The following is a 20,240-nucleotide window of genomic DNA, read 5'->3' as shown; positions in this document are numbered from 1 at the left end:
CAGCCCGGTGCGGTTGCGGCCCGGCCTGTCGCAGCAGGACTGCGCGAGCTGCCACGACGGCTGTGACCGGTTGAGCGGGCATCTGCGCTCCGCCTGCCGGAGTCTTTGCACGCAGATCTGCAGGCCCTGAAGACCGCGCGCGGGAACAGGCCCGCGGGCACCGATGAACCAACAGAGGAATACCTGACCATGAGACTTCCAGTCCAGAGCCCGGCCATCGCCCGCCGCAGGAGCACTGCCGCCTTTTCCGACGGGATCACGCCGTCAGGCTGCAGCGTCCTTAAGAAGATCGCCTGCGCAGCGGCAGTGGCGGCCTGCGCAACGACGTGTCTGGCGGGACCCGCGGCCTGCATTTCGTGCTTCGGCGCGGTGGGGGCGAGTTCCTGCATCGACTGCCTGTGAAACATCGCGCCGCCGCGGGGGCGGCGCGTCAAGGCCGTCTCGGAAACGAGGCGGCTCAGCTCCACCGCGCGTCCCGGGCCGGTTTCGTGAAAGGAAACGAAGATGAGACTCCCGACACTGTCCACCCCTGCCGCCCGCGGTCATTCCAAGGGCATCGACCGCAGCGCAGCACTGGTACCTTCGGACTGCTGCGGCGCCGGCAAATGCTGCGTCGGCGCCTGCCTGCCCTTCGGCGGCGGTTGCGCAGGCATCTGCGTGCCCAACATCGGCCAGTGCTGACATCGGCAGCGGCTGCGTTCCGATCCGGCGCCGGTGCCTCCAACAGGGGCTCCGGCCGCTGGTGACCTGCATTCCTCAGATCGCCCGCGCCGCCCAGACGATGAGCCAAGCCCCAGAAGGAGCATCGCCTGCGCGAGCAGCGTTCACGCTAGGCGGCTCGTGACCATCCAGATGATGGCGCGGCGGAAGTCGACCTCGCTGGCGCGGCCGTCCACCACGTCGCCGGTCAGCCCCGAAAGGTACGGATCGATGACGACAAACAGAAGGATCGTCGCCACGCCTTTGACGAGGGCCGAGAGCGTGGCGGCGGTGACGCGGAAATCGGGCTCGAGCGAGCCAGCATAGATCGACGCCAGCACACCGACCGTCCACATCGCGGTCGCAGCGACGTTGATCACGACGATGCCTGCGGGCACCGACCCTCCGAGGCGCAACTGCGTGACAAGCGCTTGCGTGGCGGACGCACGGCACGGGTCTGGACGGCGCAGGCGCAGCACCTTATGCCCGAGGCATGAACGATGTGAATGCCAGCGAGGTCGATCGTTTCGACCGACTGCGCGCGTTCCTGCGCCGTCTCTACTATGGGCGGACGCGGGCTGCGCTGCGGTTCCAGATCTCGGTGCTGGCGGTCGATCTCGCCATCATCGCCTTCTTCGTCGCCTCGCCGGTGCTGCGCGACCGGCCGAGCTTCCTTTGGGTGGATTTCGGGATCGCCACCCTTCTGGCGGCGGACGTCGCGGCGCGGGGACTGGCCAGCACGAGCCTTGCAGGCTGGGCGCGGCGGCCGACCGTCTGGGTGGACATCTTCATCCTCGTGACCCTGCTTTTCCCGCTGTGGCTCGCCAATCTCGGCTTCCTGCGCATCCTGCGGCTCTGGTCGCTGTCGCGCAGCGGCTTCATCTGGCAGCCCCTGGAACGGCGTGGCCGGGGCGAATGGCGGGAGGTACTGGAGGACATCGTCAACCTCGTGACCTTCCTCCTGGTCACGACCGGCTTCGTCTACACCTTCTTCTTCCGCTCGGGCTCGGGCATCGAGGGCTATGTCGATGCCTTCTACTTCACGGTGGCGACGGTGACGACGACGGGCTTCGGCGACATCGTGCTGCCGGGCATCTGGGGCAAGCTGACATCGATCGTCATCATGATCGTCGGCATCTCGCTGTTCGTGAAGCTGGCACAGGCGCTGTTCAAGCAGCACAAGGTGCTGTTTCCCTGCCCGCGCTGCGCCTTGCAGCGGCACGATCCGGACGCCGTTCACTGCAAGGCCTGCGGCTACCTGCTGAAGATCCCCGACGAGGGCGAGTAAGACGCGTCGGCGCCGAAGGCAGCCTGCGGCACCCGCCTTGACCGTGCGACGGTTCGGGCCGACAAGCGCGCTCTCCTGCTCCGTCCAAGGACACCCGCTTGACCCTCTTCGGCTTCGCCCAGCTCTGCGCCTCGACCGTGGTCTTCATCCTCGCCGCCAGCGCCGCCAAGGCGTGGACGCTGGCGCCGGGCTACGGCAAGCTCGCCCTGACGCTCGCGCTCTACACGCTGGGCAACCTGATCATGCTGCGGCTGATCCGCGATTTCGGTATGGGCGTGGCGATCTCGCTGTCGGCCGTGATCCAGCTCATCGCGGTCAATCTCGTCGCCTTCGCCTTCTTCGGCGAACGGGTGGACGCGGTGCAGGGCGCGGGCATCCTCATCGCCATCCTCGCCGTGGCGCTGGTGACGGCGGGTCCGTACATCACCGGCCGGTAGCGACGGCGCATGGATGAAACATCACTCATGATGCTTGAAACATGACAATCCATCGTCTATCCTTGCGTCCTGCCCTCTGAAGCGAGGATCCCTTGATCACAGCGGCCCAGATGCGCGCCGCGCGCGCGCTCGCCGGCATCGACCAGAAGACGCTGGCAGAACGCGCTGGCGTGTCGCTGCCCACCATCCAGCGGATGGAGGCGAGCGATGGACAGGTGCGCGGCGTGGTCGACACGCTGGTCAAGGTGATCCAGGCGCTCGAACAGTCCGGCGTCGAGCTGATCGGCGAGGACCAGGCGAGCGAGCGCGGCGGCCGCGGCGTGCGGCTGAAGACTTCGGGCGGCTGAATCCGCGTCGGCGTTCCAGGACGCCGGGGCAATCAAGACGAGCGCGACCGACGGCATTCCGGATGCCGGGGACGCGCGCAACAAACGTGTCGCGACGGCGACCGCCGACCTTCGGACCCTGCCCGCCTCCCCGGGCACCGTCCCGCCGACGATCCCGCCGCCTTCGCAAAGGGGATGTTCCCCAGGAGGCCAGGCCAGAATGCAGTCCAAACCCGCTTCGACGACGACGCCGGCGCCCGACTTCGCCGAACTCTTCACACCCAAGCTCGTGACCGTGCTGCGCGAGGGCTACGGCCTCGCCGGCCTCAGGGCCGACGCGATCGCCGGGCTGACGGTGGCGATCGTGGCGCTGCCCCTGTCGATGGCGATCGCCATCGCATCCGGCGTGTCGCCCGAGCGCGGGCTCTACACCGCCGTCGTCGGCGGCTTCCTCGTCTCGCTGCTCGGCGGCAGCCGCTTCCAGATCGGAGGGCCGGCAGGCGCCTTCATCGTTCTGGTGGCCGCCACGGTGGCGCGGCACGGGCTCGACGGCCTGCTCGTCGCCACCATGATGTCGGGCGTCTTCCTGCTGGCGATCGGCTATCTGCGGCTCGGCACCTACATCAAATACATCCCCTTCCCGGTCACCGTCGGCTTCACCGCCGGCATCGGGGTCATCATCTTCTCCAGCCAGGTCCGCGACCTGTTCGGGCTGACGCCGGCCGGCAAGGAGCCCGGCGAGTTCGTCGAGAAGCTGGCGTTCCTGTGGCAGGCGGCCGGTACGGCGAGCGCGGCGGCCATGGCCATCGCGGGAGCAACGATCGCCCTGATCGTGGGGCTGAAGCGCTATCGCCCCGGCTGGCCCGGCATGCTGTTCGCGGTCGTTCTGACCTCGGCGCTCGTGGTGGCGCTGCAGTTGCCGGTGGAGACGATCGGCACGCGCTTCGGCGGCATTCCGCGCACGCTGCCCCTGCCCGCGATGCCGGCCTTCAGCTGGGATCTGGCGATGGCCGTGCTGCCGGACGCCATCGCCTTCGCCCTGCTGGGCTCGATCGAATCGCTGCTGTCGGCCGTGGTGGCCGACGGCATGACCGGGCGGCGCCACCGCTCCAACTGCGAACTGGTGGCGCAGGGCTTCGCCAACATCGGCTCCGCCCTGTTCGGCGGCATCTGCGTGACCGGCACGATCGCGCGCACGGCAACCAACGTCAGGGCCGGCGCGCGCGGTCCCATAGCGGGCATGCTGCATTCCCTGTTCCTGCTCACCTTCATGCTGGTGGCTGCTCCGCTCGCCGCCTACATCCCGCTCGCCGCACTCGCGGGCGTGCTGGCCACCGTCGCCTGGAACATGATCGAGAAGCCGGCCTTCGCCGCGATCCTGCGCACCTCGCGCGCCGACACCGCCGTGCTCGTCGTGACGCTGGCACTCGTGATCTTCCGCGACCTGACGGAAGGCATCGTGGTGGGCTTCCTGCTCGGCTCGATCCTGTTCATCGACCGGATGGCCAGGTCGATCGCAACCGAGGCGCATGCGCCGCTGGTGGAAGAGGACGTGGCCGACACCGTGGGCGGCAAGGCCTACGACCCCGCCTCGGCAAGCGATCCCGATACGGTGGTCTATCGCATCTCCGGCGCCTTCTTCTTCGGCACGGCGGCGACCGTTGGCGCCGTGCTCGACCGCATCGCCGACCAGCGGAAGAACTTCATCCTCGACTGCTCGGCCGTGCCGTTCCTCGATTCCACCGCCGCCAACGTCATCGAGGGCGCGGCGCGCAAGGCGCACCGTGCCGGCGTGCGCTTCGTCATCGCCGGAGCGTCGATGGAGGTGCGGCGCACCTTGATCAGCCACGGGGTCAAGGCGCCGGAGGTGGATTATGCCGGAACGCTGGCCGACGCGCGGGACCTGGTGCGGGCGCGGTAGGCGGAGCGGCTCTTCGGCAGCCAGCCAAGGCTCTTCCGCGCCGGGCCCCTTGCGACCGGCCAAAAGTCCCTCGACGGAACTGTCGTCGTCGCTTTCGGCCAGTGGCCTCCATCGCGATAGACGACCTTTCTCCCGCCGACAGGGAGAAAGTGGTGGCCTGGCTCGGTCACTTTTCAGGCGAGATCACGTGTCTTGAACAAGACGATAGAGAATTGAAAACACCAGCCCACAGATAAGCCAAGCGAGGACAACGTCCGAAAGGAAATGTCCGCCGAAGGCGATCCGGTTCAGCGAGAGCGACACGGCATAGACCAGAGCTGTTGCCGTTGCAGCCAGCCTTACGGACCTGGGCGTAACGAGGGCCGCAGCGACGAGCCAGGCTGACGAGGAAGCCTCACCACTGACAAACGAACAGTTTCGAGCGCACCAATCGCTGATGACCCACACCTTCTGATGCATTGCTTCCCCTCCAAAGACGTCGACCTGGTTTGGCCGGGGTCGGCCCCAGTGCGCCTTCAGGAGGCCGTTCACAACCAGGCCCGGACCAAGAGCCAGTGCAGACAGCAGGTAGATCGGATTCCGCACTCTGGACCACGTCAATGCGCGGTTGATCGCATCCCGGAGAACCTGGACCAGAATGACGAGAATAACCGCAGACATCACCCACGGAGAACTGTTGCGGAGCCATCGCAGGCTCGAATTTCTGGACAGGGAAAATCCGTCGCCAGGGCTGAAAAACCAGCGACTTACGGATAAATCGACTTCTGGAAAGAACCAGAAAAACGCACTGGTTGCCATGGTGCAAGTCAGGAATCCGACGATCAGACGGTCCGATTTCGGGCCAGGCCAAACGGGGTACGATTGGGGCGCGCTCATAGCCCCGGCGCATGCGCCCGCGCCGTTTCCTGGGGCGCAATCGTAACGGTCATAACGGGCGTGCCGTCGCTCGCGACGTTCCTGTCGGTGTTCCCGACCCGACGGGCCGCACCACCACCGGCCGATGCCCCGGCGATCTCCGCCGTCGGACGGCCGCTATCGGCAACCGCCACCACGGCCCTGCCCACCGCATCAGCGGCAGCCTGGTCAACAGCGTCGCGGTCCGCGCCGTCCGGATCGGCGGCGTTGACGCCAGCGCCAGAAGACAGTGCGGCAAGCGATCGTGAATGCCTGGCGCGAGACCCGCCCAACGGGCTCGTGCAACGGCGTGACCGGTGACTGGGCGTCATGCTTCGCCTCTCCGTCGTAGGGTGCATCGTGTTTTGTCGTCTGACCTGGTGAGAGCGTCCGGCGCCGCCAGTCGGACGGATCCTCTGCAGCACGGACCGGATTTCAGCAGGAGCTTGGGGCGTACGAGAAAATCCCCGGCGGCACGCGGCGCTTGTCGTGATCGGCTCGGCGTCCGTATCCATCGGCCCAGCTCGGCGGCGGATGGACGTGGCGGCCCTGCCCGCAGCGCCGGGCGGGCGGATGCGTCAGACCTTTATGCCGAACAGTTTTGCCGCATTCCGGAACGCGATTTTTTCCTTGGCTTCGCGTGGCAGATCCACTGCCCGAAACCAGTCGGTTCCTTCCTTCATGTCTGCAAACGGGTAGTCGGTTGCAAACATCACTCGGTCCACACTGATGTATTTCAGCAGGAGATCGAGCAATTCATGCTGGAAGAATGCGCTGGTTGTGAACCAGAAGTTGTCGTGGAAGTATTGCGCCAAGGGTTTCTTCAGGGAATTTTCCGTCGCCTCGCCCAAGTCGTTCACGATGCGCTCGTAGTAGAACGGCAGACCCTCACCCATGTGGCCGACGACAATCTGCAGGTTGGGGAACCTATCGAAGACCCCGTAGATGATCATTCGAACGCATTGCGTCAGCACCTCCTGGTGCCATCCATATCCCGAGCCACTGAAAACATGGTCCTGGTACTCTTCCTTGTATTCCGACCGCGCAGTGCCGTAGTAGATTTTGAACACTTCGTCGGGTGGGTAGCCGGGATGGAGGTAAATCGGAACGCCAAGGGCTTCGGCACGCGCCAGCACGGGTTCAAAATCGGGATGATCAAGGAATTTCTTCCCGATGTGTCCATTGGTCAGGGCTCCCAGGAAGCCGTCTTCCCGAACGGCGCGTTCCAGCTCGTCCGCTGCCGCCTCCGGACTCTGCAACGGCAGGGTCGCAAAGGCCTGGAACCGTCCCGGGTGGGCGGCCATTGGCCCGCCAACTAGCCCCTTGTTGAGGCGATAGGCGAAATCGATGCCCTCCTGGCCTGGGACATTCTGCACGGCCGGCGTATGCGCGGAGAGGATTGCAACATCGAGACCCGCCTGATTCATCAGATCGATGCGGGCCGTGCCGAGGTCGGCAAGCCCAATTTCCGTGAGGAAATCGATGTGATCCTGGTTGAGTGAGTTCAGCGCCATCAGATCAGATGTAGAAAAGGTCTCTTCGGCGCCGATGAAGGGGAGGTCCCTGTCTCGCAGGGCGATATCCGAAGTTACTTGCGCGGCCGCATTGGTGACGATGGCGGGCGCGGACAATCCGGCACCAATACCAAGTGCAGCAGCTCCGCTCAGAAAGCTGCGGCGTCCTGTCGCCAGGTTTTCCAGCGGCTTTTCGATCGGTGTCATGTCGGTCTCTTCTCCGGTGTCGTGCTGTGCAGTCGGGTGCTGCTTTCGCCTGGCAAAAACTCCAGCTCGATCCGCAGAAATCCCTGCCGGGCCACAACTCTCTGCTGTCGAGGCTGAAACGAACGTTGTCTGCTGCACCGACCTTCGAGGACCAAGATTGCGGGAAAATTGTGCGAAGGTGGCGATCGGTGACGGATCAGAGGGTCAACCCATCCTCACAGCACCGTTGCGTTGACTTCGCCGGGAAGCGCCTGGGCTTTCCATCGACCTGACTCTGACGCACTTTTGTTTGAGCCATAGCGGAAAGCACAGCCGGAGCTTTCGACTGGTGCCAGCGGTCGGCGTCCCGAGCCGCACTGGGCAGGGCCCTCGCGATCGCCTCGTCGCGGCCGCTGCCATGATCTGTAGTGATTGGTCGATAGCGAGCAATGGCCGACCAGGCGGGCTCTGGCGGTCTGGTGCATGATCCGGCAGCGAAGCGACCGGTCTGCGACGCTCCAGATCGGGAAGACGCCCTATCCAGGCAGCAGAGGCAACGAGATCTCGAAACGTGCGCCTCCACCAGGAGTGTCGCCCACCGTGACGTGCCCGTTGTGTCGCGCCACGATATCACGGACCAGCGCCAGGCCGAGCCCTGCGCCATGGTCGAGCGGGGTCACCCTTCCGAAGGGTTCGAAAATGATCTCGCGATACTCCTCGGGAATGCCTGGTCCTGTATCGGCGACCCTCAACGTGGCATCCGAGCTGACCGTTACGCTGATCGTCGAGCTTTCGCCCCCGTGCTTTACCGCGTTCTGGATGAGGTTCAGCAGAGCCCGAGATAGCGAGGGCGGATCGCAGAGGACCGGAACGTCCTCCGTCTCAGCGTCGAAGACGATCGTGCTGCCCGCCGCAATGACGACGGGCGCCATGTCAGCAGCAACCTCTGTCGCCAGTTCGACGAGGTTGGCGCGTTGAAATTGCGGCACCTCGGCAGCGAAGCGCTCAAGATCGAGCAACTGATTGGCCAGATTGGCAAGCCGCACAACATCGAGCATGAGTTTCCCGGTGTGCTCGCCGCCATGCATCAGTTCCAACCGCGCTTGCAGGATGGCAATAGGCGTCCGCAATTCATGGGCGGCGCCGGCAATGAACCGATGGCGGCGCTCGATTCCGTCGTCGAGGCGCTGCAGTGCCGCATTCACCGCGCGAACAAGAGAATCGAGTTCGTCGGGCACAAGGTCCATCGATAGCCTGATGCCACGCCGCTCGAAGTCGATCTTGTCGGCATCGAGCGCGACCTGATCGATGCCGCGCAGTTCTCCGCGCACGATCGGCGGAATGATGAGAAACGAGACAAGGGTCAGGAGAAAGAAAAGGCCGACGAATACCGGATTGCCGAAAGCAGAACTGACGCCGATTTCCGGACCATTGCCAACGACGACCCAGATCCGTCCCAACTTTCCGTCATAGCGCCTCAGGAGCGCGACCATGTCCTCATTCGGCCCCAGACCGGAGATACTGGCCGAGCGCACCGCCTTAAGCGCCTCAACCATGGTCAGCAGCCGATCAGGGATTTGGCCAAACTGCGCTGAATGGCCATTTGCATCGAGCGCATAGAACCACAAATCGGGATAGTCGGTTGCGTCTTCTGCGAGGTCGTCACCCATGACGATTTGCCATTTGCCGTTGTCGCCGACCACGATGGCGCTGGCAATGTCATTGATGATATCGCTGTCGTAACGCAGTTCCTCGCTGAGGAAATGATAAATCGGCACTGCGGCAATGGCAGTGAAGGCAATCAGTACCAAGGCCTGCATGATCACGATCCGCCAGGTGAGGCGAATGCGCAGGGAGTTGGATCCCCAAGGGTTCATGGCGCCGCTTTCAGGAGATACCCGAGCCCGCGTATCCCATGAATCTCAACGCCCGCTGAGGCGAGCTTCTGCCGGAGCCTCGATATGTGAGAATCGAGTGTGTTGGAGGCGATCTCGTCGCCGTAGCCATACACCGCCTCCTCAAGAGCCGAGCGAGCGACAGTCCGCCCTGCTCGCCGTACCAGAATTTCGAGTGCCAGCAATTCCCGCCGCGTAAGATCGAGCGGCACGTTGTCAATGTAGGCCTGCCGCTCGGCCAGGTTGAAAGACAGCTTTGCGACATTGGCCGAGCTGGGTTCCAACTGAGCGGGCCGTCGCATCACGGCGCGAAGCCTTGCCAGCAGTTCAGCTACGGAAAATGGCTTGGCGAGATAGTCATCTGCCCCGTTATCAAGACCGGCGATTCTGTGATCCGGGGTACCGAGAGCGGAGAGGACGATTATCGGTATCCCGGTGCGTTCCTTGCGCAGCAAGGGAATGAGGGCGAGCCCATCGCCATCCGGCAATCTTCGATCCAGCAACACGGCATCATGAATGCCGCTGCGACAGGCTTCCTTTGCAAGTTCGAGGGTCCGTACGTGGTCGACCAGGATGTCCTGTCTGCCGAGCGCAACGGTCATCAGGTCTGCCATCTCCCGTTCGTCTTCGACCAACAAAACGCGCACGCGAGGCCCCTTCAGTCTCACAGCTGTTCTAGCAGGCCATATTGCCCCAAGATTGCGAGAAACACAGGCCGGGCCTGTCACGGAGCCTGATAGAGGAGCTTCTTTGCGCTGGCGACACTGAAACGCGCCGGGTCGCGTTCCCTGGCGAGGTGCAGCTGGCGGCGTTGGTCGCCGTGCTTTCCGGCGTCAGCCGGAGTGATCAGCGCGCCACTGCGGACCGGCTGATGAGGGGATCAAGCCCATCCGGGAGATGGTCTCAATCGCCCTGCATCTGGCGCCCTGCATCTGGCGCGCCGGACGGCCCATCCGACGACCTGCTCCGCCCCCCGGGGCCGGTATCGCCACACCGAAGGTCATGAAATTGAGAAGCCTGGCAGCGTTAGCCGCTGCTCAGCCCCCCGAACAGCGTCGGCAGGTCGAGCGGGCGGAAGCCGTAGTGCTGGAGCCAGCGGACGTCGGCGTCGAAGAAGGCGCGCAGGTCCGGCATGCCGTATTTCAGCATGGCGATGCGGTCGATGCCCATGCCCCAGGCGAAGCCCTGGTACTCGTCTGGATCGAGGCCCGACATCCGCAGCACGTTGGGATGCACCATGCCGCAGCCGAGGATCTCCATCCAGTCCTTGCCTTCGCCGAAACGCACCTCGCCTGGACGCGAGCGGTCGCACTGGATGTCGACCTCGAGGCTCGGCTCGGTGAAGGGGAAGAAGGACGGGCGGAAGCGCATGTCGACCTTCGGCACCTCGAAGAAGGCCTTGCAGAACTCCTCAAGCACCCACTTCATGTTGGCGACGTTGGCCGTCCTGTCGATGACCAGGCCCTCGAGCTGGTGGAACATCGGCGAATGGGTGGCGTCCGAATCCTGGCGGTAGGTCTTGCCGGGGATGACGATGCGGATTGGAGGCTTCTGCGTCTCCATTGTGCGGATCTGCACCGGCGAGGTGTGGGTGCGCAGCAGCTTGCGTTCGCCATCGGGACCGGGGCGGAAGAAGAAGGTGTCGTGCATCTCGCGGGCGGGATGGCCGACCGGGAAATTGAGCGCGGTGAAATTGTAGTAGTCGGTCTCGACGTCCGGCCCTTCGGCGATCGCGAAGCCGAGGTCGCCGAAGATGGCGGCGATTTCGTCGATGACCTGACTGATCGGGTGGATGCGGCCACGCTCGGCGGGTGCGGCGCGCACCGGCAGCGTCACGTCGAGCTTCTCGGCCGCGAGGCGGGCATCGATGGCGGCATCGCGCAGCGCGGCGCGGCGGGCGGTCAAGGCGTCGGTGACGCGGGTCTTCAGGCCATTGATCGCGGGGCCCATCGTCTGGCGCTCTTCCGGCGACATCGAGCCCAGCGTCTTCAGCCGCTCGGAGACCGAGCCCTTCTTGCCCAGTGCCGCGATGCGGACGGCCTCGATGGCGGCCTCGTCGCCTGCTGCCGCGATGTCGGCGAGGAGCGTCTGTTCCAGTTGGTCGAGGTCCGTCATGTCAATCCACCGATCTTCGCATTTGCAGTCTCGTGGTGCGTCCTTCGAGGCTCGCTTCGCTCGCACCTCAGGATGAGGGCCGTTGCGGTCGCTCGGGCGGGACGGGTTTGCCGAAGCAGGTCCGTCGCGGTCGATCGGCGCAGTCCGTCCTCATCCTGAGGTGCGAGCGAAGCGAGCCTCGAAGGACGCACGACAGTAAAACCAAAAACCCGCGCCAGGCGTGCCGGCGCGGGTTTCCCAAATCAGAAAATCGAACGATTGGGAAGCGCCGGCCTCAGGCCACGGCTGCTTCGAACTCGTTCGGCATGCCGTCCTTGAGGTAGACGAGCGCTTCCTTGGCCTTGGCGACCAGCAAGGCGAAGGCCTGCGGCTCGTGGATGGCCATGTCGGACAGCACCTTGCGGTCGATCTCGATGCCGGACTTGTTCAGGCCGTCGATGAAGCGGCCATAGGTCAGGCCGTGCTCGCGGGTGGCCGCATTGATGCGCTGCACCCACAGGGCGCGGAAGTTGCGCTTGCGGTTCTTGCGGTCGCGGTAGGCATACTGCAGCGACTTCTCCACCGCCTGCTTGGCGATGCGGATGGTGTTCTTGCGGCGGCCGTAGAAGCCCTTGGCGGCTTTCAGGACCTTCTTGTGCTTGGCGTGCGAGGTTACGCCTCTCTTGACGCGTGCCATGTCATGATCTCCTTAAATTGTCGGGCGCTTGTCGTCGGGCGTGGCTCAGAGGCCGCCGCCGTTCGGCAGGAAGTTCTTGACGACCTTCTTGGCATCGGCCTCGTGCAGGACCATGGTGCCGCGAGCGTCGCGGATGAACTTGTTGGAGCGCTTGATCATGCCGTGGCGCTTGCCGGCCGCAGCCGACAGGACCTTGCCCGTCGCAGTGATCTTGAACCGCTTCTTGGCGGCAGACTTGGTCTTCATCTTGGGCATTTTGCTTCTCCTTTTGTCATTGCGCTCGCACCGGTCGTCTTCACGACCGGCGTCGCGGGCGCCGGGTTCCCGGCATCACGGCCGCCAGGCCGTTTCCCGCTGTCCTCGAAGACCATTCGAGTGAGCTGTCAGCATTAGAAACCGCCACGGCATGCCCTGCCGGGCGGTTCTCTGAACGCGGCGTCTATACAGCCGATGCAGGCCGCGCGCAACTGGAGTCTTGAGGATCACGGCAGCCGGAACAGCACAGGCAAGGTTCCGGCCGACTGGGCGCGGTCGAGCAGGTCGAAGGCGGGAACGGCAAGGAAGAAGAACAGTCCGTCGAAAAGGGTTTGCCTCAAACGCCGCGGGTCGACGACGCCGACGGCGCCTTCCTCGTAGAGCGACCATCGGGGCCAGAACCGCGGCACCCTGGCGCAGTAGGCGCCGTAGCGGCCCCCGAGCGCCTGGCGCAGGTAGCGCTCCTCCCGCCGGATCACGACATGAAGCGCCGCGATCGAGATCGCCGCGAAGCAGAGGGTGGCCACGATGGAGCCGGTCTGCGCGCCGATGCCGGCGACGGCCAGCGTGGAGAAGATGTAGAGCGGATTGCGGGTGACCGAATAAGGGCCGCCGGTCACCAGTTCCATCCCCTTGCGTCCGCCGATGTAGAGCGTCGACCAGAGGCGTCCCACGATACCGAGGAAAATCATCAGGATCCCGAGCATCTCGAGCGATTCCTGGAAGATCGTTCCGGGCGGAAACGCGGACTGGCCCAGGAGCAGTATCGGAGCCAGCAGGAGGATCGACGCCGCCAGCACGATCCTGCGCCTGCGCTGATAGGTGTCGAGTTCTTCCCTGAGCGCAGCCTGACCGGCCGGCGTGGCGCCGCCGGCCCTGTCCGTTCCCGTCGATGCCATTGCCCCCCCCAAGGCCGTTGCGCCCGCGCTGCGGGCAGCGGCGCCGCCCGCTCAGCGCGGGGCCAGCACCATCATCATCTGGCGGCCTTCGAGCTTCGGCTCTGCCTCGACCTTCGCGATCGTCGACACCTCCTCGCGCACGCGATTGAGCAGCGCCATGCCGAGCTCCATGTGCGCCATCTCGCGGCCGCGGAAGCGCAATGTCAGCTTGACCTTGTCGCCTTCCTCGAAGAAGCGTCGCACGGCCTTCATCTTGGTCTCGTAGTCGTGCGTATCGATGTTCGGGCGCATCTTGATCTCCTTGATCTCGATGACCTTCTGATTCTTCCGCGCCTCGGCCGCCTTCTTCTGGCTCTGGTACTTGAGCTTGCCGAGGTCGGTAATCTTGCAGACGGGCGGCTCGGCGTTGGGCGAAATCTCGACCAGGTCGAGGCCCTTGTCCTCTGCGATCTGCAAGGCCTCCTGGATGGCGACGACGCCGCGGTTCGAGCCGTCGAAATCGATCAGCTGCACCCGGGGCGCCCGGATCTCACTGTTGGCGCGCGGCCCTTCCTTGACGGGCGCTGCGGCTTTGAACGGTCTGCGAATGGTCGTGTACTCCTTGTTCCGATAATGTTCGGGGTGATTTGCGTGGTTCCTCCCGGCCGCCTATGTCGGGACGGCAGGAATTCTGTCAATAGCACGAAGCCGCGCGGAAATCACGCCATACGAACGGGTTTACGCGAAGAGCGTCGACGGGTTCCATTCCGTGGAGCGCGCACGGCGCAAGCGACGGGAAAGGAGCATGTCATGGACGATCGGAAGGCGTCGGAATTCGTCGATGTTGCAGGCGCACGCATCGCGGTGCGGCACGATGCCGGGCGAGCGCCCGGCATCGTCTGGCTGGGCGGCTATCGGTCCGACATGTCCGGCACAAAGGCCGAACGCCTCGCCGGCTGGGCGCGGGAGCACGGCCATGCCTGCGTGCGGCACGACTATTCCGGACACGGCCAGTCGGGCGGTGCCTTCGCGGACGGCACGATCTCGCGCTGGCTGGGCGAGAGCCTGGCGGTTTTCGACCGCTGCTGCGAAGGTCCGCAGATCCTCGTCGGCTCGTCCATGGGCGCCTGGATCGCTCTCCGCATGGCACAGGAACTGGGTCAACGCACGCGAAAGGACACGCTCGGGCGGATCGCCGGGATGGTGCTGATTGCACCGGCGCCGGATTTCACCGTCGAACTGATGGAACCGACGCTGACGAAGACACAGAGACGCGACCTCGAGACGAAAGGCTATTTCGAGGAGCCGTCGCAATATGGGCCGGAGCCCAATGTCTACACCCGCGCGCTGATCGAAGACGGGCGGCGAAACCGGGTTCTCGACGGGCTCATCGACACGCACTGCCCTGTGATCATCCTTCAGGGAATGAAGGACCCCGACGTTCCATTCACGCATGCGCAGAAGCTGGTGGAGCATCTGCCAGCCGACGACGTGACGCTGACGCTGATCCGGGATGGCGACCATCGACTATCGCGGGAGGAGGACATGACGCTGATGCTCAAGGCGGTGCAGGAGCTGGTGACGCGTGCAGCGTAGCCGCCGGCCACTGCGGACGGATCGCTGCCTTTCCGCCTGAAGATAATCGTCGTGTAACTTTTAAAATACGTATTGCCTGCGCCCCATCAGCCATAATAATCCTCCAATCGTATCGAATTCCGATTTGTCATTGCTTGCTGGCAATTTTTTTATGTTGCCCGACAGCAACTCATGAACCTCTTCTTCATCGCCTGTCTCTCTCTTCGTCACATGACGACTAGACATCTCCTGAAGCTGAGGACCAGTATAGGTTCAGGCATTCAGGAGGGTATTGCTATGCTACGCATGTTGCTTCTCGCTTCCGCAGCATTGGTGACGATCGGTGGACAATCCCGCGCGGCCGACGTCGTGACCTACGAGGAGCCGGTGCCGATGGTGGCCGGCATCGACTGGAGCGGCTTCTATGTCGGCGTCCACGGCGGCTATGGCTGGGCAGACAGCGACGCCGAGTTCACGAACGGGTTCCCCGGCGCCGTGGATCTCGATCTGGACGGGTTCTTCGGCGGCGGCCAGGTCGGCTACAATTTCGTCTTCGGCAGCGGGCTGTTGCTCGGCGTTGAGGCGGATTTCTCCTTTGCGGAGATTGACGGCAGCGCGGTCGGGTTCAACGCTACGACCGTCTCGATGGACATCAACAGCATGGCATCCGTGCGGGCTCGGTTGGGCTATACCATGGATCGGTTCCTGCCCTATGTGACGGCGGGCTGGGCGTGGGCGGATGTCGACCGCTTCAACAGCTTCACCGGCCAGACGCTGAGCGAGACCTTCGATGGCTGGACGGTCGGAGCAGGCCTCGAATATGCCATCAACATGAACTGGTCTGCCGGTCTGGAGTATCGCTACACCGATTTCGGCAATGCGACGTTCGTCGCCAACAACGGCTTCAACTCGGATGTCGATATGGACCTGCACACCGTGCGGTTCACGCTCAACTACCGCTTCTGACGCGCCTGGCACGGGGGACGTAGCCTGACGGACCGAGGTCGCCACTGGGCGGTCTCGATCTCATTCAGAGAGGCAGCGCGGCGTGTCCGAGACACCGCGGATCCTGTTCTTCCCCAGGTTCAGCGGGCGACGACGTGCGTCTTCCGTTTGCACAACTTTACATTCCCGACGCTTGAATAGCCGTTTTCCGGTTCCCATTTCGAAACCATGCAGCCCGGTTCGGCTGCCCCCTACGGAAGGAACGGGAAACGATGAACACGACTGCACTGATCCGTCCGGCATGGACGCCGGCGACGATTGCGCTGATGGTGATCGGCTTCATGGTGTTCTGGCCGCTCGGCCTCGCCATGCTTGCCTACATCATCTGGGGCGACCGGCTTGACGGGTTCAAGCGCGACGTCAACCAGGCCACTGACGGCTTCTTCGCCTCGTGCAAGGGCCGGGGCCGTCATGCGCGCGGCCGTCATGGCGGTTTGGGCCGGACCGGCAACGTCGCCTTCGACGACTGGCGCGATGCCGAGATGACTCGCATCGAGGAAGAGCGCCGCAAGCTCGACGAGATGCGCGCGGAATTCGATGGCTACCTGCGCGAACTGCGCCGCGCCAAGGACCAGGAAGAGTTCGACCGCTTCATGTCCGAGCGCAAGCGTCAGCGCGACGCCGGCGAGCCGACGAACGGCGCGCCGAAGAGCGGACCGACCCTGCTCGACGACTGACGTGATCGCTCCAAGGGGTCAATTCCGGCGGCGCCGTGGCAACACGGCGCCGCTTCCGTTTGAAGTGGTCGGATAGCGCTCGTCAGACCGGCGGGGTGCCGTTCTCGCGAAGCACGTCGCCCATCAGATAGAGCGAGCCGCAGATGAGGATGCGCGGCGCCGGTTCGTTGTTCTCCCAGTTGTCGCGCAGCAGCGTCAGCGCCTCGGCAACCGAGTTGATGGGCTCGGCCGAGAGACCCGCTTCGGCGGCGCGGATGGCAAGCTGGTCGTTCGGGACGCCCGCGTCGCTCCCCGCCACCGGCACGGTGAAGACATGGCGCGCGATGCCTTCGAAGGCGGCGAAGAAACCGGTCTGGTCCTTGGTCGAGATCATGCCGCAGATCAGGAACAGCGGCCGCGCGAAGCGTTCCTCCTGTGCGCCGAGCGCCTCGGCGATGACCGCACCGGCGCCCGGATTGTGGCCGCCGTCGATCCAGATCTCCGCGCCTTCCGGCGCCAGTTCCGCAAGGCGGCCGTTGCTCAGCCGCTGCATGCGGCCCGGCCAGTCCACCGAGATCATGGCCTTCTCGACCGCCGTCATGGGCAGCGTGAAGCCCGCCGCCTTGACGGCCGCAATAGCGGCGGCTGCATTGGCAAACTGGTGGCGGCCGGGCAGGCGCGGCAATGGCAGGTCGAGCAGGCCGTCGTCGTCCTGGTAGGTCAGGCGGCCGTTTTCAGAAAATGACAGGAAATCCTGGCCGTAGACGAAGGTCGGGCAGTCGAGCCGATCGGCGGTGTCGACCAGCACGTCGCGTGCGATGTCGGATTCCTGCTGGCCGATGACGACGGGCACGCCCCGCTTCATGATGCCCGCCTTTTCGGCCGCGATCAGTTCGACCCGGTCGCCGAGATAGGCCTGGTGGTCGAGCGAGATCGGCATGACGATGGTGACGGCGGGGCGAGCGACCACGTTGGTCGCGTCGAATCGGCCGCCGAGGCCGACCTCGAGGATCACCGCGTCGGCGGGATGCTCGGAGAAGAGCACGAAGCCGACGGCAGTCAGGATTTCGAAGACCGTGATCGTCTCGCCCTGGTTGGCCTCCGCGACACGGCCGATCGCCTCGGCGAAGACCTCGTCGGAGACGAAGCGGCCGCCATCGGGCGCGGCCATGCGGTAGCGTTCGTGCCAGGAGACGAGGTGCGGCGAGGTGTGCACGTGGACCATGTGGCCCGCGGCTTCGAGCAAGGCGCGCGAGAAAGCCGCCGCCGAACCCTTGCCGTTGGTGCCGGCGATGTGGATGACGGGCGGCAGCCGGTCCTGCGGATTGCCCAACCGATCGAGCAGCCGCCGGATACGGTCCAGCGACAGGTCGAAGCCCTTGGGGTGCAGCGTCATCAACCGCGCGATCTCGCGGTCGGCCCTGGAAGTGGTCACGAATATGCCCCTGCGCTCGTCGCCGTGCCGTTGTTGCCCGGGCGAGCCCGGTTCTCTACGCCGGCTGATGCGATTCGGCCTCTTCGGCCTGCGTCTCCGGCGTTTCCGTTTGCGCCTCGATGGTCAGCGGCAGCGGAGTGTTCAGTAAGATCTTCATCAGGCGCGCGATCGTCGACTTCAGTTCGGTTCGCGGCACCACCATGTCGACCATGCCGTGCTCCATCAGGTACTCGGCGCGCTGGAACCCTTCCGGCAGCTTCTCGCGGATGGTCTGCTCGATGACGCGCGGGCCGGCGAAGCCGATCAGCGCACCAGGCTCGGCAATGTGGACGTCGCCAAGCATGGCGTAGGAGGCTGTCACGCCACCGGTCGTCGGATTGGTGAGGACCACGAAGTAAGGCAAGCCGGCCTCCTTCAGGCGGTCGACGCCGACCGTGGTGCGCGGCAATTGCATCAGGGACAGGATGCCTTCCTGCATACGTGCACCGCCGGAGGCGGCGAAGAGGACCAGCGGCAGGCGCCGCTTCAGCGCGGTTTCGAAGCCGTGCACGATGGCCTCGCCGGCGGCGAGGCCGAGCGAGCCGCCCATGAAGGCGAAGTCCTGGACGGTGGCCATCACCTCCAGCCCGTCGATGGTGCCGACGGCATTGAGAATGGCGTCTTCCATGCCGGTCTTGGTGCGGGCGTCGCGCAGGCGGTCGGTGTAGCGCTTCTCGTCGCGGAACTTGAGCGGATCGATCGCGACCTTCGGGTTCTCCAGAAGCTCGTAGCGGCCTTCGTCGAAGAAGAAGCGCAGCCTGTCCTTGCCCGAGATCCGCATGTGGTGCCCCGACGCCGGGATGACCCACTGGTTCTCCTCGAGATCCTTGTGGAACACCATCTCGCCTGTCTCGGGACATTTGATCCAGAGGTTTTCCGGCATGTCGCGCCGGCCGAGCATGGAATTGATCTTCGGGCGAACGTAGTTCGTGATCCAGTTCATCGAAGGGTCTCCTTCCGCGGGGCCTTCAGCGCGGCCCCTTGTCCCCTAGATGGGGCGATTATTCGGCGGCAGCAAGGCGGGCCTGGCGCACGCCCTGGGCGAGGCCGGCAACCAGCGTGGCGACGGCCTCGGCCGGGTCGGCGGTCATCTCGCCCTTCGGCCCCAGCACGTTGGCGACAGCGTTGACGATCGCCGTGCCGACCACGACCCCGTCGGCCGAGGCGCCGATGGCCCGCGCCTGCTCCGCCGTCTTGACGCCGAAGCCGACGCAGACCGGCAGGCCGGTATGGCTCTTGATACGGCGGACGGCGTCGCCCACCTTGCCCGTGTCTGCGAGCGCGGAGCCGGTGATGCCGGTCATCGACACGTAGTAGACGAAGCCCGACGTGTTCTCGAGCACCTTGGGCAGGCGCATGTCGTCGGTGGTGGGCGTGGCGAGGCGGATGAAGTTGATGCCGGCGCGCACGGCGGGAATACAGAGCTCCTCGTCCATCTCCGGCGGCAGGTCGACCACGATCAGGCCGTCGATTCCCGCCTCGATCGCATCGGCGAGGAAGCGCTCGACGCCATAGACGTAGATCGGGTTGTAATAGCCCATCATGACGATCGGCGTCTCGTCGTCCCCCTTGCGGAAGTCTGCCGCCATGGCGAGCGTCTTCTTCAGCGTCTGGCCGGCCTTCAGCGCGCGCAGGCCCGCGGCCTGGATCGCCGGTCCGTCGGCCATGGGGTCTGAGAAGGGCATGCCGAGCTCGATGACGTCGCTGCCTGCCTTCGGCAGCGCCTTCATGATCGACAGCGAGGTCGCGTAGTCGGGGTCGCCGCCCATGAAATAGGTGACGAGGGCGGGGCGGCCTTCGGCCTTGAGCTTCGCCATGCGGCGGTCGATGCGGGTGTCGGTCATTCCAGGACGGCAGCCTCTTCTTCGAACCCGAGCGATTCGGGGTCCGCACGTTGATCCCATATCCGAACGATTTCGATACGATCGTCGAAGACCTCGTATACGATCGCGAAAGGCGTCTTGCGGACGGGGAGTTTCCGCAAACCCTCCATCCCGATCTGCCGGCCGATGTAGGGGTTGAGAACGATGTTGTCGATGGCCTTCACGTAGTGCAGGCGCGCCGTGCCCAAGCCCTCGGGAAAGATCGTCTCATAGTAGGTTCGAAACCAGTTCAGGTCGGGTTTCGTCGACGCGAGGAAGACGAGTTTCATCGGCGCCGCGGCGGAAGGAAGACGTCCGGTTCGGGCGGCGGGAGTTCTTCGCCAGTCCCCCAGCTTTCCACCCAGCGCATCATGGCCTCACTGGATATGAAAACCCCCTTGTCGGCCTCGGCGAGCCTCTCCTTGAGGAGCGCGCGCTCGCGGGCGGGGATTTCGAGATAGGATGAGATCGCCCGCTCGGCGATCTCTGCCACCGACACGTTCAGTTGCCGGGCATGCTCCTCCAGTTCCCGCTTGGTCTCGGCGGTCACATGAAGCGAAAGCGGCACCTCGCCCATCGGTTCG

24 protein-coding genes are annotated in these 20,240 nt (G+C 64.7%); 9 read left to right on the top strand and 15 right to left on the bottom strand.

Features of this window, described 5'->3' with window-relative positions:
• Positions 1-189 precede the first annotated feature (189 nt).
• Positions 190-402 (top strand): hypothetical protein, encoded by a 213-nt coding sequence (locus tag N1F91_RS18195; protein WP_289994407.1) that lies wholly within the window; start codon positions 190-192, stop codon positions 400-402.
• 102 nt (positions 403-504) lie between these two features.
• Positions 505-681, top strand: coding sequence for a hypothetical protein (locus N1F91_RS18190; protein ID WP_289994406.1), 177 nt, complete (start codon positions 505-507; stop codon positions 679-681).
• Between the two features lie 143 nt (positions 682-824).
• Here N1F91_RS18190 and N1F91_RS18185 read toward each other — a convergent pair whose 3' ends face one another.
• Positions 825-1,097, bottom strand: a complete 273-nt coding sequence (locus N1F91_RS18185) for a DUF2837 family protein (protein ID WP_289994405.1) — start codon at positions 1,095-1,097, stop codon at positions 825-827.
• 95 nt (positions 1,098-1,192) lie between these two features.
• On the opposite strand from N1F91_RS18185, the gene N1F91_RS18180 reads away from it, so the two are divergent.
• The 4 genes from N1F91_RS18180 (at position 1,193) to N1F91_RS18165 (ending at position 4,671) form a co-directional block, all read left to right on the top strand.
• Complete coding sequence (locus N1F91_RS18180; protein ID WP_289994403.1) at positions 1,193-1,987, top strand: potassium channel family protein; 795 nt, start codon at positions 1,193-1,195, stop codon at positions 1,985-1,987.
• A gap of 98 nt (positions 1,988-2,085) precedes the next feature.
• The gene (locus tag N1F91_RS18175) at positions 2,086-2,424 is read left to right on the top strand and encodes a hypothetical protein (RefSeq protein ID WP_289994402.1); all 339 of its coding nucleotides are present in this window, start codon (positions 2,086-2,088) and stop codon (positions 2,422-2,424) included.
• 92 nt (positions 2,425-2,516) lie between these two features.
• Positions 2,517-2,771 carry a helix-turn-helix transcriptional regulator gene (locus N1F91_RS18170; RefSeq protein WP_289994400.1) on the top strand — a complete coding sequence of 85 codons (255 nt, stop codon included), beginning with the start codon at positions 2,517-2,519 and terminating at the stop codon, positions 2,769-2,771.
• Between the two features lie 199 nt (positions 2,772-2,970).
• Positions 2,971-4,671 carry a SulP family inorganic anion transporter gene (locus N1F91_RS18165; protein WP_289994399.1) on the top strand — a complete coding sequence of 567 codons (1,701 nt, stop codon included), beginning with the start codon at positions 2,971-2,973 and terminating at the stop codon, positions 4,669-4,671.
• 183 nt (positions 4,672-4,854) lie between these two features.
• Here the strand turns inward: N1F91_RS18165 and N1F91_RS18160 are convergent, their stop codons facing one another.
• From N1F91_RS18160 to infC, 9 genes are all read right to left on the bottom strand, one after another.
• Positions 4,855-5,469 (bottom strand): phosphatase PAP2 family protein, encoded by a 615-nt coding sequence (locus N1F91_RS18160; RefSeq protein WP_289994398.1) that lies wholly within the window; start codon positions 5,467-5,469, stop codon positions 4,855-4,857.
• 674 nt (positions 5,470-6,143) lie between these two features.
• Positions 6,144-7,286: an amidohydrolase family protein gene (locus N1F91_RS18155; protein ID WP_289994397.1), complete on the bottom strand. Its 1,143-nt coding sequence runs from the start codon at positions 7,284-7,286 to the stop codon at positions 6,144-6,146.
• A gap of 515 nt (positions 7,287-7,801) precedes the next feature.
• On the bottom strand, positions 7,802-9,142 hold the full coding sequence (locus N1F91_RS18150; RefSeq protein ID WP_289994395.1) for a HAMP domain-containing sensor histidine kinase: 1,341 nt from the start codon (positions 9,140-9,142) through the stop codon (positions 7,802-7,804).
• Complete coding sequence (locus tag N1F91_RS18145) at positions 9,139-9,807, bottom strand: response regulator transcription factor (protein ID WP_289994393.1); 669 nt, start codon at positions 9,805-9,807, stop codon at positions 9,139-9,141. The genes N1F91_RS18150 and N1F91_RS18145 overlap by 4 nt, the downstream gene beginning before the upstream one ends.
• A gap of 379 nt (positions 9,808-10,186) precedes the next feature.
• Positions 10,187-11,275, bottom strand: coding sequence for a phenylalanine--tRNA ligase subunit alpha (pheS, locus tag N1F91_RS18140; RefSeq protein WP_289994392.1), 1,089 nt, complete (start codon positions 11,273-11,275; stop codon positions 10,187-10,189).
• 274 nt (positions 11,276-11,549) lie between these two features.
• Positions 11,550-11,951: a 50S ribosomal protein L20 gene (rplT, locus tag N1F91_RS18135; protein ID WP_289994391.1), complete on the bottom strand. Its 402-nt coding sequence runs from the start codon at positions 11,949-11,951 to the stop codon at positions 11,550-11,552.
• A 45-nt stretch (positions 11,952-11,996) separates the two neighbouring features.
• On the bottom strand, positions 11,997-12,206 hold the full coding sequence (gene rpmI, locus N1F91_RS18130; RefSeq protein WP_187969677.1) for a 50S ribosomal protein L35: 210 nt from the start codon (positions 12,204-12,206) through the stop codon (positions 11,997-11,999).
• A 227-nt stretch (positions 12,207-12,433) separates the two neighbouring features.
• On the bottom strand, positions 12,434-13,105 hold the full coding sequence (locus tag N1F91_RS18125; protein ID WP_289994388.1) for an isoprenylcysteine carboxylmethyltransferase family protein: 672 nt from the start codon (positions 13,103-13,105) through the stop codon (positions 12,434-12,436).
• 51 nt (positions 13,106-13,156) lie between these two features.
• Entirely contained in the window at positions 13,157-13,693 is a 537-nt protein-coding gene (gene infC, locus N1F91_RS18120; RefSeq protein ID WP_289994464.1) for a translation initiation factor IF-3, read from the bottom strand.
• 201 nt (positions 13,694-13,894) lie between these two features.
• Here infC and N1F91_RS18115 point away from each other — a divergent pair, with 201 nt between their 5' ends.
• From N1F91_RS18115 to N1F91_RS18105, 3 genes are all read left to right on the top strand, one after another.
• Complete coding sequence (locus N1F91_RS18115; protein ID WP_289994387.1) at positions 13,895-14,680, top strand: alpha/beta hydrolase; 786 nt, start codon at positions 13,895-13,897, stop codon at positions 14,678-14,680.
• 171 nt (positions 14,681-14,851) lie between these two features.
• Positions 14,852-15,625 carry an outer membrane protein gene (locus tag N1F91_RS18110; RefSeq protein WP_289994386.1) on the top strand — a complete coding sequence of 258 codons (774 nt, stop codon included), beginning with the start codon at positions 14,852-14,854 and terminating at the stop codon, positions 15,623-15,625.
• Positions 15,626-15,876: 251 nt separating this feature from the next.
• Complete coding sequence (locus N1F91_RS18105) at positions 15,877-16,341, top strand: DUF2852 domain-containing protein (protein ID WP_289994385.1); 465 nt, start codon at positions 15,877-15,879, stop codon at positions 16,339-16,341.
• Positions 16,342-16,423: 82 nt separating this feature from the next.
• Here N1F91_RS18105 and N1F91_RS18100 read toward each other — a convergent pair whose 3' ends face one another.
• The 5 genes from N1F91_RS18100 to N1F91_RS18080 are packed head-to-tail and all read right to left on the bottom strand — an operon-like array spanning position 16,424 to position 20,233.
• A complete protein-coding gene (locus N1F91_RS18100; protein ID WP_289994384.1) occupies positions 16,424-17,755 on the bottom strand; it encodes a folylpolyglutamate synthase/dihydrofolate synthase family protein in 1,332 nt (443 codons plus the stop codon).
• A gap of 55 nt (positions 17,756-17,810) precedes the next feature.
• A complete protein-coding gene (gene accD / locus N1F91_RS18095) occupies positions 17,811-18,737 on the bottom strand; it encodes an acetyl-CoA carboxylase, carboxyltransferase subunit beta (protein WP_289994383.1) in 927 nt (308 codons plus the stop codon).
• 58 nt (positions 18,738-18,795) lie between these two features.
• The gene (trpA, locus tag N1F91_RS18090) at positions 18,796-19,638 is read right to left on the bottom strand and encodes a tryptophan synthase subunit alpha (protein ID WP_289994382.1); all 843 of its coding nucleotides are present in this window, start codon (positions 19,636-19,638) and stop codon (positions 18,796-18,798) included.
• Complete coding sequence (locus N1F91_RS18085) at positions 19,635-19,946, bottom strand: type II toxin-antitoxin system RelE/ParE family toxin (RefSeq protein WP_289994381.1); 312 nt, start codon at positions 19,944-19,946, stop codon at positions 19,635-19,637. The genes trpA and N1F91_RS18085 overlap by 4 nt, the downstream gene beginning before the upstream one ends.
• Positions 19,943-20,233 (bottom strand): ribbon-helix-helix protein, CopG family, encoded by a 291-nt coding sequence (locus N1F91_RS18080; protein ID WP_289994380.1) that lies wholly within the window; start codon positions 20,231-20,233, stop codon positions 19,943-19,945. Before N1F91_RS18080 ends, N1F91_RS18085 begins: the two co-directional genes overlap by 4 nt.
• Positions 20,234-20,240: the final 7 nt, after the last annotated feature.

This window comes from Aquibium sp. ELW1220 (assembly GCF_030398385.1).
In the GTDB taxonomy this organism is placed as follows: domain Bacteria; phylum Pseudomonadota; class Alphaproteobacteria; order Rhizobiales; family Rhizobiaceae; genus Aquibium.
This window is presented reverse-complemented; position numbering and strand designations above follow the sequence as displayed.

What these genes read in the sequence shown, in the direction of transcription:
- N1F91_RS18195 (WP_289994407.1), top strand. Translation starts at nt 190, where the DNA reads ATGAGACTTCCAGTCCAGAGCCCGGCCATCGCCCGCCGCAGGAGCACT.
- N1F91_RS18190 (WP_289994406.1), top strand. Translation starts at nt 505, where the DNA reads ATGAGACTCCCGACACTGTCCACCCCTGCCGCCCGCGGTCATTCCAAG.
- N1F91_RS18180 (WP_289994403.1), top strand. Translation starts at nt 1,193, where the DNA reads ATGAACGATGTGAATGCCAGCGAGGTCGATCGTTTCGACCGACTGCGC.
- N1F91_RS18165 (WP_289994399.1), top strand. Translation starts at nt 2,971, where the DNA reads ATGCAGTCCAAACCCGCTTCGACGACGACGCCGGCGCCCGACTTCGCC.
- N1F91_RS18160 (WP_289994398.1), bottom strand. Translation starts at nt 5,469, where the DNA reads ATGGCAACCAGTGCGTTTTTCTGGTTCTTTCCAGAAGTCGATTTATCC.
- N1F91_RS18155 (WP_289994397.1), bottom strand. Translation starts at nt 7,286, where the DNA reads ATGACACCGATCGAAAAGCCGCTGGAAAACCTGGCGACAGGACGCCGC.
- N1F91_RS18150 (WP_289994395.1), bottom strand. Translation starts at nt 9,142, where the DNA reads ATGAACCCTTGGGGATCCAACTCCCTGCGCATTCGCCTCACCTGGCGG.
- pheS (WP_289994392.1), bottom strand. Translation starts at nt 11,275, where the DNA reads ATGACGGACCTCGACCAACTGGAACAGACGCTCCTCGCCGACATCGCG.
- rplT (WP_289994391.1), bottom strand. Translation starts at nt 11,951, where the DNA reads ATGGCACGCGTCAAGAGAGGCGTAACCTCGCACGCCAAGCACAAGAAG.
- rpmI (WP_187969677.1), bottom strand. Translation starts at nt 12,206, where the DNA reads ATGCCCAAGATGAAGACCAAGTCTGCCGCCAAGAAGCGGTTCAAGATC.
- N1F91_RS18125 (WP_289994388.1), bottom strand. Translation starts at nt 13,105, where the DNA reads ATGGCATCGACGGGAACGGACAGGGCCGGCGGCGCCACGCCGGCCGGT.
- N1F91_RS18115 (WP_289994387.1), top strand. Translation starts at nt 13,895, where the DNA reads ATGGACGATCGGAAGGCGTCGGAATTCGTCGATGTTGCAGGCGCACGC.
- N1F91_RS18110 (WP_289994386.1), top strand. Translation starts at nt 14,852, where the DNA reads ATGAACCTCTTCTTCATCGCCTGTCTCTCTCTTCGTCACATGACGACT.
- N1F91_RS18105 (WP_289994385.1), top strand. Translation starts at nt 15,877, where the DNA reads ATGAACACGACTGCACTGATCCGTCCGGCATGGACGCCGGCGACGATT.
- accD (WP_289994383.1), bottom strand. Translation starts at nt 18,737, where the DNA reads ATGAACTGGATCACGAACTACGTTCGCCCGAAGATCAATTCCATGCTC.
- trpA (WP_289994382.1), bottom strand. Translation starts at nt 19,638, where the DNA reads ATGACCGACACCCGCATCGACCGCCGCATGGCGAAGCTCAAGGCCGAA.
- N1F91_RS18085 (WP_289994381.1), bottom strand. Translation starts at nt 19,946, where the DNA reads ATGAAACTCGTCTTCCTCGCGTCGACGAAACCCGACCTGAACTGGTTT.
- N1F91_RS18080 (WP_289994380.1), bottom strand. Translation starts at nt 20,233, where the DNA reads ATGGGCGAGGTGCCGCTTTCGCTTCATGTGACCGCCGAGACCAAGCGG.